The organism is Streptomyces longisporus, assembly GCF_039532765.1.
Classification (GTDB): Bacteria; Actinomycetota; Actinomycetes; order Streptomycetales; family Streptomycetaceae; genus Streptomyces; species Streptomyces longisporus.
Genome location: NZ_BAAASG010000004.1, coordinates 15,325 through 27,947, shown reverse-complemented (window position 1 = coordinate 27,947; position 12,623 = coordinate 15,325). Strand labels below are relative to the sequence as shown.

At 70.6% G+C, this 12,623-nt stretch carries 15 protein-coding genes; 5 read left to right on the top strand and 10 right to left on the bottom strand.

Translation table 11 applies throughout. The features are described from left to right. Positions 1-132 precede the first annotated feature (132 nt). Positions 133-645: a DinB family protein gene (locus tag ABD355_RS06905; protein ID WP_344399197.1), complete on the top strand. Its 513-nt coding sequence runs from the start codon at positions 133-135 to the stop codon at positions 643-645. A 112-nt stretch (positions 646-757) separates the two neighbouring features. Then, on the top strand, positions 758-1,231 hold the full coding sequence (locus ABD355_RS06900; RefSeq protein WP_344399196.1) for a hypothetical protein: 474 nt from the start codon (positions 758-760) through the stop codon (positions 1,229-1,231). A 27-nt stretch (positions 1,232-1,258) separates the two neighbouring features. On the opposite strand, the gene ABD355_RS06895 is transcribed toward ABD355_RS06900, so the two are convergent. From ABD355_RS06895 to ABD355_RS06865, 7 genes are all read right to left on the bottom strand, one after another. Further along, positions 1,259-1,780 (bottom strand): hypothetical protein, encoded by a 522-nt coding sequence (locus ABD355_RS06895; protein WP_344399195.1) that lies wholly within the window; start codon positions 1,778-1,780, stop codon positions 1,259-1,261. A 122-nt stretch (positions 1,781-1,902) separates the two neighbouring features. Further along, positions 1,903-2,586, bottom strand: a complete 684-nt coding sequence (ung, locus tag ABD355_RS06890; protein WP_344399194.1) for a uracil-DNA glycosylase — start codon at positions 2,584-2,586, stop codon at positions 1,903-1,905. A 104-nt stretch (positions 2,587-2,690) separates the two neighbouring features. Further along, positions 2,691-4,274: an ABC transporter substrate-binding protein gene (locus tag ABD355_RS06885; RefSeq protein ID WP_344399193.1), complete on the bottom strand. Its 1,584-nt coding sequence runs from the start codon at positions 4,272-4,274 to the stop codon at positions 2,691-2,693. A gap of 212 nt (positions 4,275-4,486) precedes the next feature. After that, positions 4,487-5,248, bottom strand: coding sequence for an SDR family oxidoreductase (locus ABD355_RS06880; protein WP_344399192.1), 762 nt, complete (start codon positions 5,246-5,248; stop codon positions 4,487-4,489). 13 nt (positions 5,249-5,261) lie between these two features. Further along, positions 5,262-6,023 carry a 3-oxoacyl-ACP reductase FabG gene (fabG, locus tag ABD355_RS06875; RefSeq protein ID WP_344399191.1) on the bottom strand — a complete coding sequence of 254 codons (762 nt, stop codon included), beginning with the start codon at positions 6,021-6,023 and terminating at the stop codon, positions 5,262-5,264. Between the two features lie 156 nt (positions 6,024-6,179). Then, the gene (locus ABD355_RS06870; protein WP_344399190.1) at positions 6,180-6,629 is read right to left on the bottom strand and encodes a DUF3037 domain-containing protein; all 450 of its coding nucleotides are present in this window, start codon (positions 6,627-6,629) and stop codon (positions 6,180-6,182) included. Continuing rightward, the gene (locus ABD355_RS06865; protein ID WP_344399189.1) at positions 6,626-7,390 is read right to left on the bottom strand and encodes a HipA family kinase; all 765 of its coding nucleotides are present in this window, start codon (positions 7,388-7,390) and stop codon (positions 6,626-6,628) included. Before ABD355_RS06865 ends, ABD355_RS06870 begins: the two co-directional genes overlap by 4 nt. A 155-nt stretch (positions 7,391-7,545) precedes the next feature. Between ABD355_RS06865 and ABD355_RS06860 the strand changes: the two genes are divergently transcribed. Beyond that, positions 7,546-8,028, top strand: coding sequence for a Rieske (2Fe-2S) protein (locus ABD355_RS06860; protein WP_344399188.1), 483 nt, complete (start codon positions 7,546-7,548; stop codon positions 8,026-8,028). Here ABD355_RS06860 and ABD355_RS06855 read toward each other — a convergent pair. Next, entirely contained in the window at positions 8,015-8,671 is a 657-nt protein-coding gene (locus tag ABD355_RS06855; protein WP_344399187.1) for a cysteine hydrolase family protein, read from the bottom strand. The genes ABD355_RS06860 and ABD355_RS06855 overlap by 14 nt on opposite strands. A 143-nt stretch (positions 8,672-8,814) precedes the next feature. On the opposite strand from ABD355_RS06855, the gene ABD355_RS06850 reads away from it, so the two are divergent. Beyond that, complete coding sequence (locus ABD355_RS06850) at positions 8,815-9,282, top strand: pyridoxamine 5'-phosphate oxidase family protein (RefSeq protein ID WP_344399186.1); 468 nt, start codon at positions 8,815-8,817, stop codon at positions 9,280-9,282. Here ABD355_RS06850 and ABD355_RS06845 read toward each other — a convergent pair. After that, a complete protein-coding gene (locus ABD355_RS06845) occupies positions 9,279-10,181 on the bottom strand; it encodes a LysR family transcriptional regulator (protein ID WP_344399185.1) in 903 nt (300 codons plus the stop codon). The genes ABD355_RS06850 and ABD355_RS06845 overlap by 4 nt on opposite strands. A 74-nt stretch (positions 10,182-10,255) precedes the next feature. On the opposite strand from ABD355_RS06845, the gene ABD355_RS06840 reads away from it, so the two are divergent. Beyond that, positions 10,256-11,239 carry a DMT family transporter gene (locus ABD355_RS06840; RefSeq protein ID WP_344399184.1) on the top strand — a complete coding sequence of 328 codons (984 nt, stop codon included), beginning with the start codon at positions 10,256-10,258 and terminating at the stop codon, positions 11,237-11,239. A 22-nt stretch (positions 11,240-11,261) separates the two neighbouring features. Here the strand turns inward: ABD355_RS06840 and ABD355_RS06835 are convergent, their stop codons facing one another. Further along, positions 11,262-12,593, bottom strand: coding sequence for an aminotransferase class I/II-fold pyridoxal phosphate-dependent enzyme (locus ABD355_RS06835; protein WP_344399183.1), 1,332 nt, complete (start codon positions 12,591-12,593; stop codon positions 11,262-11,264). Between the last annotated feature and the right edge of the window lie 30 nt (positions 12,594-12,623).

Genomic DNA, 12,623 nt, shown 5'->3' with positions numbered 1-12,623 from the left:
GTGGCCGGGCGTCCGCTCACCGGCCGGCGCGAAAGCGGCAGCGACGTACAGCGGGGTGGATACCGGCAGCGGCCACGACCGGGCCGCTGAAATCTCGTGGCCGGTTCGGATCCGTTGGGAAAGGATGCGGTCATGACGACCGAGCGCCGTGAACCCGCGACCACCGCCGATGAACGCACCATGCTGGACGGCTGGCTGGACTATCACCGCCAGACCCTGGCATGGAAGTGCGAGGGCCTGACCGACGAGCAGCTCAGGACCGCCGCCGTGGAGCCGTCCACACTGTCCTTGATGGGGCTGGTGCGACACATGGCCGAGGTGGAGCGGTCCTGGTACCGCCGGGTCCTCGCGGACGAGGACGCGGGCCCGATCTACCACAGCGACGAGGACCCGGACGGCGAGTTCCACCTCACCGAGGCGGACACCTGGGCGGAGGCGTATGCCACCTGGCAGGCCGAGATCGAGGCCGCACGGCGCAACGCGGCCCGCTTCGCCCTGGACGACACCTCCAAGGGCAGGCACCGGCGCACCGGCGAGCACTTCAACCTGCGCTGGATCCACACCCACATGATCGAGGAGTACGCCCGCCACAACGGCCACGCCGACCTGCTCCGCGAACGCCTCGACGGCAGCACCGGCGACTGACGTCACCCGGAGCGCACCCCCGGCCCCCGTACGGGGCGGGAGATCACCCGCGCGGGGCATCCTTCGCTCAGACGCCGCCCCCGGAGCCTTGCGACCCGACATCGTTGCGCGGGTGCATCGAACGACGACCACCGCAACGCTCCTGGTCACCGTGGCCGTCACGGCCCTCGCCGGCTGTGTGACGATCCAGCGTCCGCCCGCGTCAGGCCCGCCGCCGGCCGCGTCCCCGCCGTCGGCGCCGTATCCCGACGACCAGGGGACTGAGCAGATCGTGCAGGCTCCGGTCCATGAGGCGCTGGAGGGGACCGCCCCGTCCGGGCGGCCGGAGCGCAAGCCGCCCGAGCGGCAGGGACCGCCGGCCGCGCAGCCGGCGGCGCCTCACCCCGCACCTCACCCACACCCGCGGCCCCGTCCCCGGCCGCCGCACCCGCAGCCCGGGCACCCTGGGCGGCCGCGCGTCGAGCTCCCCGACGTGCCCAGGCCGGTCCCGAAGCAGACGGACGTGTGCGCCCTCGGCCGGACGTACGGGGGCTGGCGGCCCGACAGCCCGGAGGCGGTCATCTGCAGACAGGCGTACGGGCACTGAGGCGGCCGTAGCCGCTGCGGAGAGGCGCTACGGCCGCTGCCGTGGCGGCCCCCACCGTCCCTCGCCGTCCGGGCCCCGCTCCCCCAGCCGCAGTTCCAGTCGCCCGATCGCCGCCCGCACCCCGTCCCCGTAGCTGTCGTCCGCCAGCGCCTCGGCCGCGCTGCGGGCCTGGCGCAGATGGGTGCGGGCGGCGCCGCTGCGGTCGAGCTTCACATAGTCGGCCGCCAGGTTCAGATGCAGCGAGGGGTAGAGGGCGCGCACCGCCAGGGTTTCCTCGTGTTCGGCGAGGCGGTCGTCCGTGAGTTCCTCGGCCGCGGTCAACGCCCGGAGGTCCCATGCCAGTTCGTCCGCGGGGTCGTCCTGGGTGTCGGCCATGTAGTGGGCCAGCGTGCAGCGGTGCAGCGCGTCTCCGTGCTCACCGATCTCCGCCCAGAGCTGGAGGAAGCGGTGCCGGGCCTCCTCGCGGTCGCCCGCGTGATGCAGCATGACGACCTGTCCGATCCGCGTCATCACGGCGTCCGTCGCCGCCTGCTCCTGTCCGTTGGCCACCGCGTCCTCCGCACACACTCGCCGGCTGGTCGGCTGTCCCGACCGACGCTAACCGCCGCCCGCGGCAATCCCGGTCAGGCGGCACCGGGCCGATCCGGTGCGGAACCGGCCCGGCGGGGTCATCAGCCCAGATTCGGGATGGTCCAGTCGATCGGCTGGTGCCCCTGGAGGGCCACGGCCTCGTTGATCTGCGTGAACGGGCGGGAGCCGAAGAACTTCTTCGCCGACAGCGGGGAGGGGTGGGCGCCCTTGACCACCACGTGACGGGTCTCGTCGATCAGCGGGAGCTTCTTCTGCGCGTAGTTGCCCCACAGCACGAAGACCGCCGGGTCGGGCCGGTCGGCGACCGCGCGGATCACGGCGTCGGTGAACCTCTCCCAGCCGCGGCCCTTGTGCGAGTTGGCCTCGCCGCCGCGCACCGTGAGTACCGCGTTGAGCAGCAGCACGCCCTGCTGGGCCCATGGCATCAGATAGCCGTTGTCCGGGACCGGCAGGCCGAGCTCCTCCTTCATCTCCTTGTAGATGTTGCGCAGCGACGGCGGGGTCCTGACGCCGGGGCGGACCGAGAAGCACAGGCCGTGGCCCTGTCCCTCGCCGTGGTACGGGTCCTGGCCGAGGACCAGGACCTTCACCTGGTCGTACGGTGTGGCGTCCAGCGCGGCGAAGACCTCCTCGCGCGGCGGGTACACGGGACCCTTCGCCCGCTCCTCCTCGACGAACTCCGTGAGCTCCTTGAAGTAGGGCTGCTGCAGTTCCTCGCCCAGGACCCCGCGCCAGGACTCGGGCAGCATGGCGATGTCGGTCACGTCAACTTCCTTACGATCTGCGGTAAACCGGGTGCGGTCGCTTCCAGGGTCAGAACCTACAGGCGACCACTGACAACGGCCCCGCCCTCCTTGAAGTGCACCGCCTACCAGCTGGTCTTGCGGGACAGCTCGCCCATCAGCATGATCGTCGACGGGTCCAGCGCCTGCTCCGCGCCGGAGATGTCGTCGCTCGCGGCCACGTACTGCTTGCCCTGCCACAGCGGCAGCAGCCTGGCGTCGTTGACCAGGATCTGCTGGGCCTGCTCGAAGTCGGAGACCACGTTGGCGCGGTCGCTCTCGCTGCGGGAGCGCGGCAGCAGCTTCCCGGTGATCTCGGGCGCCGGATAGGGCGTGCCGAGCGCGTTCTGGTTGCCGACGAACGGCGCGATGAAGTTGTCGGGGTCCGGGAAGTCGGGGAACCAGCCGCGTCCGAACACCGGGTACTCGCCGTTCTGGTAGCCCTTCACGTACGTGTTCCAGGGGCGGCTCTTCAGGGTGATCGTGAACAGGCCGGAGTCCTCCAGCTGCTGCTTGATCTCCGCGAACTCCAGCTTGGTGGAGGAGCCGTAGCGGTCGGTGGTGTACCAGAGGGTGAGCGGGACGCGCTGGGTGATGCCGGCGTCCGCGAGGATCTTGTGGGCCTTGGAGGTGCTGGGGTTGCCGAAGTCGTCGAAGAAGTCGGTGGTGTGCCCGGTCAGGCCCTTGGGGACCATGGAGTACAGCGGCTCGACGGTGTCCTTGTAGACCTTGTGTGCGATCGCGCCGCGGTCCACGAGCTGGGCGATCGCCTTGCGGACGGCGAGCTTGCCCGCCCAGGGGTCCTTCGGGTTGAACACCAGGTAGTTGATCTCGATGCCGGAGCCCTCGATGAGCTGGAGGTTCCCGCTCGCGTCATGGCGCTGCAGGTCGACGATGTCGTTCGCGTTGAGGCCGCGGAAGGCGACGTCGACCTGCTTGTCCTTCAGCGCGGTGACCATGGTGGAGGAGTCCTGGAAGTAGCGGATGGTCACCGCGTCGTTCTTGCGCTCGGCGTAGCCCTTGTAGGTGTCGTTCTTGACGAGCTCGGCCTTCTTGCCGTCCTCGTACGACTGGAGGGTGTAGGGCCCGGAGCCGTCGATGGTGTCGCCCTTGCGCAGGGATCTCTCGGGGTACTCCGCGGGGTCGACGATCGACATGGCGGGGGTGGCGAGCACGAACGGGAAGGTGGCGTCGGGCTTGTTGAGGTGGAAGACGATCTCCCGGTCACCCAGTGCCTGCACCCGGGCGAGGCTGCCGAGCAGTCCGGCGGGCCCGCCGTTGACGTTGATCTTCAGGATCCGGTCGATGGAGTACTTGACGGCCTTGGCGTCGAGCGGGTGCCCGTTGGAGAACTTCAGGCCCTCGCGCAGCTCACATGTGTACGTGGTGTTCGAGCTGTCGGAGAAGCGGCAGCTGTCCGCCGCGTCCGGCTGCGGTGTGGTCGCTCCGGAGGGGTAGCTGAGCAGCGTCTGGTAAATGTTGCGGAACAGTTCCCAGGACTGGTCCCAGGAGGCGGCGGGATCCAGTGTGCTGGGCGCGCTGGTCGTCCCGACCACGATGGGGCCCTTGCCGCCTGAGGAGTCCGCCGAGAGGACTCCGCATCCCGCCACCAGCGACGATATGGACGCGATGGCCGCCGCCTGCCACAGGCCTCGGTTCCGGTTGAACACGCGCTCGCTCCTCGATCTGCCGTACCAAGGGTCGGCAGACCATACCGCAGTGCAACGAGGGTTGAACCCGGTCGGTACAGGGGCCTTGATCAGCTTCTTTATGACGACGTTGTCATTGCGTCGTTCCCCTCCCGTACGACGACGAGGGCGCCGTTTCCGTCAAGGAAACGGCGCCCTCGTGCACCCGATCGTTACGATTGCAACCGCTTGCGTCAGGCGACGCCGGCGTTGAGGAAGATGCCGCCGTCGACGACGAGCGTCTGGCCGGTGACCCAGGCGGACTGCTCGGAGGTGAGGAACGCGGCGGCGCCACCGATGTCGGAGGGCACGCCGAGCCGGGCCAGCGGGTAGGCGGCGGCCGCCTCCTCCTCCCGGCCCTCGTACAGCGCCTGCGCGAACTTGGTCTTCACGACGGCCGGGGCGATCGCGTTGACCCGCACCTTGGGCGCGAACTCGTGCGCCAGCTGCTGGGTCAGGTTGATCAGCGCGGCCTTGCTGACGCCGTACGCGGCGATGAAGGGCGAGGGCGCGAGGCCCGCGACGGAGGCGATGTTGACGATCGCGCCGCCGTTGTCCTTCTGCCAGGCGTGCCAGGTCTTCTGCGCGAAGCCGAGCGCGGAGATCACATTGGTCTCGAAGACCTTGCGGGCCACGTTCAGGTCGAGGTCGGCGATCGGGCCGAACACGGGGTTGGTGCCGGCGTTGTTGACCAGGTAGTCGACGCGGCCGAAGGCCTCCATGGTGCGCTCGACGGCCTCGGCCTGGTGCTCCAGGTCGTGCGCCTTGCCGGCGACGCCGATGACGCGCTCGGCGCCGAGCTTGTCCACGGCCTCCTTGAGGGCGTCCTCGTTACGGCCGGTGATGGCGACACGGTCACCGCGGGCGACCAGCGCCTCGGCGACGCCGTAGCCGATGCCTCGGCTGGCGCCCGTGACGAGGGCGACCTTGCCGGAGAGGGCGGGCAGTTCAGTCATGGTCCGTGTTCTCCTAGTCGAGCGGTCCGCCGGCGACGTACAGCACCTGGCCGGAGACGAACCCGGCCGCCTCGCCCGTGAAGAAGGCGATGGCGTTGGCGATGTCATCCGGCTCGCCGACCCGCGCCACCGGGATCTGGGTGGCGGCCGCGGCCTTGAAGTCCTCGAAGCCCATGCCCACGCGCGCGGCGGTGGCAGCGGTCATGTCGGTGGCGATGAAGCCGGGGGCGACGGCGTTGGCGGTGATGCCGAACTTGCCGAGCTCCTTGGCGAGGGTCTTGGTGAAGCCCTGCAGACCGGCCTTGGCCGCGGAGTAGTTCACCTGGCCGCGGTTGCCGAGCGCCGAGGACGAGGACAGGTTGACGATCCGGCCGAAGCCCGCGTCGACCATGTGCTTCTGGACGGCCTTCGACATCAGGAAGGCACCGCGCAGATGGACGTTCATGACGGTGTCCCAGTCGGAGACGCTCATCTTGAACAGCAGGTTGTCGCGCAGCACACCCGCGTTGTTGACCAGGATCGTCGGCGCGCCCAGCTCCTCGACGACCCGCGCGATCGCGGCCTCGACCTGTGCCTCGTCGGAGACGTCCGCGCCGACCGCGAGGGCCTTGCCGCCCGCCGCGGTGATCTTCTCCACGGTGTCCTTGCAGGCGGCCTCGTCGAGGTCGATCACGGCGACCGCGCGGCCCTCGGCGGCCAGCCGTACGGCGGTGGCGGCGCCGATGCCGCGCGCTCCGCCGGTGACCACAGCGACCCGCTGCTCAGTGGTGGACATTGCTGCTTCTCCTCGCCCTCGAGAAAGTACGCCCGCTTGAAAATACGTCCGTCGTCAGTACGCCCGCTCGGTGAGCGACCGCTTAGTACCTTCGGCAGACGTGACGCTAGAAGGCCTGGCACTCGGTGTCAACGGCATGCGGGCGGGTGTGATCCATTACCTCACCAGCAGCTCGAGCAGGCGCTCCGTCTCGGCCACCGGATCGGCGGTGAGCCCAGTGTGCACCGGCCCGGGCTGGAGGACCGTGGAACGCGGCGCAATCAGCCATCTGAAGCGTCGTCCGGCGTCGTCGCCCGCGGCCTGCCCGGCCGCCTCCCCGCCCCCGCACACGCGCTCGACGGCCCCGAGGGCGGCCCGGATGCCGGCCACGTCCGACGCCGGGTCGAGGGCCAGCAGCCGCGCCTCGTCGAGGTGGGTGCGGGCGCCGACGTAGGCCTTGGCGCGGCAGTAGACGAGCACTCCGGCGTTGATGCACTCGCCGCGCTCCACCCGCGGTACGACGCGCAGCAGGGCGTACTCGAAGACGTCCCGGTCGCCGCTCTGACCGCCGCGGATGATGTGCCGCTCGACCACCGAGCCGGCCATGTGGATGTGGCGCTCGCTCATTTGCCCTCCTCGATTCCGGTGACGCGCTCGTGGACGACGGCGGCCCGGGCCAGCAGCGGCCGCGCGTAGGCCCGCCGGAGGTCGTCCGGGGTGTCGAAGCCGGGTTCGCCGGCCAGCCAGGCGTCCGGGATCTCGGCGGTGACCTCGGCGAGGAGTTCCTCGGTGACACGGGGCGCCAACTCGGCGGCGGCGCCCGCGAGATCGGGGGTGAAGCGGGCGAGGGCGTGGTCCGAGGCGTCGTAGGGGCGGCCCGCGGAGGCCTCGGCGCCGGGCCAGTTGTGGTGCCAGATCATGGTGGCGCCGTGGTCGATGAGCCACAGATCGCCGTGCCACACCAGCAGGTTGGGGTTGCGCCAGGAGCGGTCGACGTTGTTCACCAGGGCGTCGAACCAGACGATCCGGCCGGCCTCCTCGGGGCTCACCGTGAAGGCGAGCGGGTCGAAGCCGAGGGCGCCGGAGAGGAAGTCCATCCCGAGGTTGGTGCCGCCGCTGGAGCGCAGCAGATCCTGCACCTGCTGCTCGGGTTCGCCGAGCCCCAGCACCGGGTCGAGGTCGACCGTCACGAGCCGGGGCACCCGCAGGCCGAGCCGGCGGGCGAGTTCGCCGCAGACGACCTCGGCGACCAGTGTCTTGCGGCCCTGTCCCGCGCCGGTGAACTTCAGGACGTAGGCCCCGAAGTCGTCGGCCTCGACGAGCGCGGGCAGCGATCCGCCCTCCCGCAGGGGCGTGATGTAGCGGGTCGCGATGACTTCCTTGAGCATCGCCCCAGGTTACTGGCCGACAGCGAAACGACAGCTCTGGCTTACCTCCCCCTGATCTCGAACCCGTCAAGCTCTCGACATCGTCTGAACAACCCTTGCTCGGCGACCGTACCCCTGGACAGATCTTCGAAGCTTGCATGGAAGGGAACGTCAGCATGACCAGCGAACCGCTCCATCCCGTTCCGGCACCCGGCCGCCGTACTGTCGTGGCGGCGGTGGGCGCGACGGGGCTCGCCGTCGCGCTGACCGCGTGCGGATCGGACAACGGGTCCTCGGACTCCTCGTCCTCGAACACCCAGGCAGGCGCCAACGCGAGCGGCGGCTCCAGCGCCTCGTCCGGCTCCGGCGGCGGCACCGCGCTGGCCAAGACGGCCGACATCCCGGCGGGCGGCGGCAAGATCTTCAAGGACCAGGGCGTGGTGGTCACCCAGCCGACGGCGGGCACCTACAAGGCCTTCTCGTCGAAGTGCACGCACCAGGGCTGCGCGGTGTCCGAGATCTCCAACGGCGTGATCATCTGTCCGTGCCACAAGAGCGAGTTCTCCGTGACCGACGGCAGCGTCAAGAAGGGTCCCGCGACCCAGCCGCTGCCCGCCGAGAAGATCACCGTGAGCGGGGACTCGATCACGCTGGCGTGATCCGTCTGCGCCGGGGCCGCTCGAAGCAGCCCAGGACCTCGTCCGTGGTCGCGATCGTGGCGACCAGGGCGAGGGTGTGGCGGATCATCGCGGGGGTGTAGTCGGAGGGCACTCCCGCGATGGCGTCGGACGGCACGACGGCGGTGTAGCCGCGGTTCACGGCGTCGAACACGGCGTTCGGGATCGCCACGTTGGCCGAGACCCCGGTCACGACCAAGGTGCGGCAGCCCAGGTTGCGCAGCAGCGCGTCGACGTCGGTGCCCTGGACCGGGGACAGTCCGTGCAGCCGCCGTACGACGAGGTCCGCCTCGGTGACCTCGATCGGGGCGGCGACGCGCACCGCCGTCGTGCCGCACAGCTGCTGTACGGGGAGGCGTTCGGCGGCGCGGAAGAGACGGGCGTTGCGGCTCGCGCCGCGGCCGTCGGGGCGGCGCTCGGCGATGGCGTGGACGACCTGGATCCCGCTCTCGTGCGCGGCCGCCACCAGCCGGGCGACGTTGGTGAGGGCCCCCGAGGAGCGTGCCTCGCGGGCGAGTTCGGGCAGCGCGCCGTCCGGGCCGACGACCCCCTGCTGGCACTCGACGGTCAGCAGCACGGTGCTCGCCGGGTCGAGGAGTTCGCTGAGCTGTTCGTACGACGGCACGGTTCCCCCTCGTCGGCGGCGGTCCGGAGCGGGCGAGCGTAACGGCCATTGCGCATGGACGGAAGACGTCCCATCCTTTTCTGACGTGATGTCAGAGGATCACTGGAGTTCCTCTGACACGACGTGAGAGAAGAGGGGGCCGCATGACCGTCACTCAGCGTCGGGGCCGGAAGATCATGATGACGCCCGGTGAGCTGGACGAGTTCCTCGCCACCCAGCGCACCTGCCGGGTCGCCACGGTGTCCGCGGGTGGAGCGCCGCACGTCAGCACGCTGTGGTTCGCCTGGGACGGCAACTCGATGTGGCTGTACTCCGTCGTGCGCAGCAAGCGATGGACCGACCTGCGGCGCGATCCGCGGGTGGCGATCGTGGTCGACACGGGCGAGGAGTACGACGAGCTGCGCGGCGTCGAGCTGTCCGGAACGGTGGAGTTCGTGGGCGAGTTCCCGCGCACCGGGGAACTGTGCGCCGAACTCGACGTCCCGGAGACCCTGTTCGCCCGCAAGAACTTCAACCTGGAGGAGATGCCGCACGACGGCCGGCACGCCTGGGTACGGCTGACCCCGGAGAAGATCGTGTCCTGGGACTTCCGCAAGCTGGGCCCGGCCTAGGCCACCTCGCGCCCCGCGTCCTGAAGCGCCTCCACCGCCGCCCGGATCGACGGGCGGCGGTCGGCGTCCGCACGCCAGACGGCGTAGATCTGGCGCCGAACCGAATGCCGCACGGGCACGGCGCGCACTGCCTCCGGGAGCGGTCCGCGCCCCAGCCTCGGCGCCACGCACACCCCCAGCCCGGCACCGACCAGGGCGAGTTGGGTGGGGTGCTCCTCGGCGCGGTGGGCGACGCGCGGCTCGATGCCCTTGGAGCGCAGGGTGTGGATCAGCCATTCGTGGCAGAACTCGTTCTCCCCCCAGGTGATCCACTCGTCGTCGGCGAAGTCCTCCAGGTCGACCTCGGTGCGCTCGGCGTAACGGTGATCGACAGGCATCGCGATGTCCGCGGTGTCGTCGAGGATGACGGCTTTCACCAGCCCGTCGGGCATGGGCAGCGGCCTGTTGTACCAGTCCAGGACGACGGCGAGGTCGAAGTCGCCGCGCATCACGGCGAGGACGGCGGGCTCGGGCTCCGTCTCCCGCGAAGTGACGCGCAGCCCGGGATGCGCCTTGCGCAGCTGGGACAGCGCGGTCGGGAACAGACCGCGCGCCGCGGTCGGGAACGCCGCCAGCCGCAGCTCCCCCACCACCTCCCCGCGGTGCGCCTCCAGGTCGGACTGGGCGAGCTCGACCTGCGACAGGATGCGGGCCGCGTGCTCGGCGAGCAGCCGGCCCGCGTCCGTGAGCCGCACGCCCCGCCCGTTCTTGGCCAGCAGCGGCTGGCCGACCTCCCGCTCCAGCTTGGCCAGCTGCTGGGAGACGGCCGAGGTCGTGACATGCAGCCCCTCGGCGGCACCGCTGACGGAACCGTGCCGGGCGAGGGCGTCGAGGGTGCGCAGACGCTCCAGATTCAACATGTAAGCAATGCTACGAGGTACCGCACGTAAATTCTCGATTGTGCTACGAGGTGGCGTGCATCATCGTTACGGCCATGAGCATCACCGCACCCCGCACCCATCCGGCCCTCGACTGGCGTCTGCGCTTCGGCGCCCTCTCGCTGATCTGGGGATTCAGCTTTCTGCTCATCAAGGTGGGCACCGAGGCCTATGCACCCTTCCAGGTCACGCTCGGACGGCTGGTGTTCGGTACGGCGGTACTCGCGGCGGCCATGGCGGTGAAGCGTGAGCGCCTGCCACGCGGGGCGCGCACGTGGGGCCATCTGGCGGTCGCCGCGTTCCTGCTCAACGCGTTGCCGTTCTCGCTGTTCGCCTACTCGGAGCTGACCATCCCGTCCACCCTGGCCGGCATCTGCAACGCGACCTCACCGCTGTGGGGCATGGCGCTCTCCCTGGTCGCGCTCTCCGAGGACCGCCCGACCCGCGTGCGGGTGGCGGGCCTCGGCCTCGGCTTCCTGGGCGTGCTGACGGTCCTCGGTGTGTGGCAGGGCTTCCACGGGCTGGACGCCACCGGCACGGCGATGGCGCTGCTGGCCTCGTTCAGCTACCCCGTCGGCTGGATCTACGTCCGCCGTACGCTGGCCGGGACCGGCCACTCCCATCTGTCCATGACCGGGGCCCAGTTGCTGCTCGCCGCGGTGCAACTGGGTGTCGTCACCCCGCTGTTCACCACGTTCCCGGCGCGGTTTCCGGTGGTGCCGCTGCTTGCCGTCGCCGCGTTGGGGGTGCTGGGTACGGGGCTGGCGATTCTCGTCCAGTACGGGCTGGTTGCCGAAGTCGGGCCGACCACAGCCCAGATGGTCACGTACTTCATCCCGGTGATCGCCACGGGGGCGGGCGTTGCCGTTCTCGGGGAGTCGCTGCGGTGGTCCACCCCGGTGGGGGCGGTGATTGTTCTGGCGGGGGCTGCGCTTACGCAAGTTCGGGCTCGTTCAAGTGCGCCTAAGGGGGTGGGAGTTGAGGAGGGTGTGCGTGTGCGGGTTGTCGGTGGCCGGTCGCGCAGTTCCTCGCGCCCCTAAAAAAAGGGGGTTGCCCTCCCCCTCACACATAGCTTCGGGTCGGTGATGGGCCCAAGGCCCTCGCGACTGCGTCCGCCAGGAGGTCGACCTCCTCCGGGGCCAGGGTCGCCACCGTGATGCGGATGCCCGGTGGGGCGCTCATGCGGAAGCGGGCGCCCGGGGCGACCGCCCAGCCGGCGTGGAGGAGGGCTGCCACCGCGGTGGTTTCGTCGGGGACGGGGATCCAGACGTTCAGGCCGGTGCGGCCGTGGGCCTCGACGCCGCGCTGGGCGAGGGCGTCGATCAGGAGGTCGCGGCGGGTGCGGTAGGCCGCCGCGACCGCACGGGTGTCCAGCGTTTCGTCGGCCCACAGCCGTACCACCGCCCGCTGGATGAGGTGGCTGACCCAGCCGGGGCCGAGGCGGTGCCGGCCGCTCACCCGGTCGACGGTGGTGGTGTCGCCGGTGAGAACGGCGAGGCGCAGGTCGGGGCCGTACGCCTTGGCGACCGAGCGCACGAAGGCCCAGTGCCGGGTGATGCCCGCCAGGGGGTGCAGCGGGAGGTCGACGATGCCGTGGCCGTGGTCGTCCTCGACGAGGAGGATTTCCGGGTGGTCGCGGAGCACGGCGCGCAGGGCACGCGCGCGCGTGGCGCTCACCGCGGCGCCGGTGGGGTTCTGGGCGCGGTCCGTGACGATCAGCGCGCGGGCGCCGGCCGTCAGGGCTTTTTGTACGTCGTCGGGGAGGGGGCCCTCGTCGTCGACTCCCACCGGGGCCGTGCGCAGGCCGAGCGCCGGGACGAGGTCGAGCAGACTGCCCCAGCCGGGGTCCTCCACGGCCACGGTGTCCCCCGGTTTGAGGTGCGCCGCGAGCACGCGCTCGATGGCGTCGAGTGAGCCGGACGCGACCGTCAGCGGTCCGTCCGGCACGCCGTCGGCGTCCAGGTCCGCGCGCGCGATCCGCTCCAGGTCCGGTTCCACGAGGGCGTCTCCGTACAGCACGGGCTCCCGGTCGCCCTGCTCGCCCGCGGCCGCGAACACCTTGGCCAGCGAGGGCAGCAGCGCCGGGTCGGGGTTGCCGCTCGCCACGTCCCGCACGCCCGCGGGCACATCCATCCGGACGTGGTCGCGCCCCGTCGTGGCCGGCTTGGACCGCACCCTGCTGCCGCGCCGCCCGGACGTCTCGATGACCCCGCGCTCCCGCAGGATCCGGTACGCGGACGCGACCGTGTTCGCGTTCACGCCCAGGTCGACTGCCAACTCCCGCATGGGCGGCAGCAGTTGGCCCGGCTCCAGCTCGCCGGACCCCACCGCACGCTCGACGCTCGCCGCAATCTCTGCTGCGCGTCGCCCTTCGATCCGATATCCTTCTAGCACAAAGCCAATTATGTACTAGTGCAATGGAGA

What these genes read in the sequence shown, in the direction of transcription:
- fabG (WP_344399191.1), bottom strand. Translation starts at nt 6,023, where the DNA reads ATGTCCACCACTGAGCAGCGGGTCGCTGTGGTCACCGGCGGAGCGCGC.
- ABD355_RS06845 (WP_344399185.1), bottom strand. Translation starts at nt 10,181, where the DNA reads ATGTTGAATCTGGAGCGTCTGCGCACCCTCGACGCCCTCGCCCGGCAC.
- ABD355_RS06905 (WP_344399197.1), top strand. Translation starts at nt 133, where the DNA reads ATGACGACCGAGCGCCGTGAACCCGCGACCACCGCCGATGAACGCACC.
- ABD355_RS06850 (WP_344399186.1), top strand. Translation starts at nt 8,815, where the DNA reads ATGACCGTCACTCAGCGTCGGGGCCGGAAGATCATGATGACGCCCGGT.
- ABD355_RS06880 (WP_344399192.1), bottom strand. Translation starts at nt 5,248, where the DNA reads ATGACTGAACTGCCCGCCCTCTCCGGCAAGGTCGCCCTCGTCACGGGC.
- ABD355_RS06840 (WP_344399184.1), top strand. Translation starts at nt 10,256, where the DNA reads ATGAGCATCACCGCACCCCGCACCCATCCGGCCCTCGACTGGCGTCTG.
- ABD355_RS06865 (WP_344399189.1), bottom strand. Translation starts at nt 7,390, where the DNA reads ATGCTCAAGGAAGTCATCGCGACCCGCTACATCACGCCCCTGCGGGAG.
- ABD355_RS06870 (WP_344399190.1), bottom strand. Translation starts at nt 6,629, where the DNA reads ATGAGCGAGCGCCACATCCACATGGCCGGCTCGGTGGTCGAGCGGCAC.
- ABD355_RS06860 (WP_344399188.1), top strand. Translation starts at nt 7,546, where the DNA reads ATGACCAGCGAACCGCTCCATCCCGTTCCGGCACCCGGCCGCCGTACT.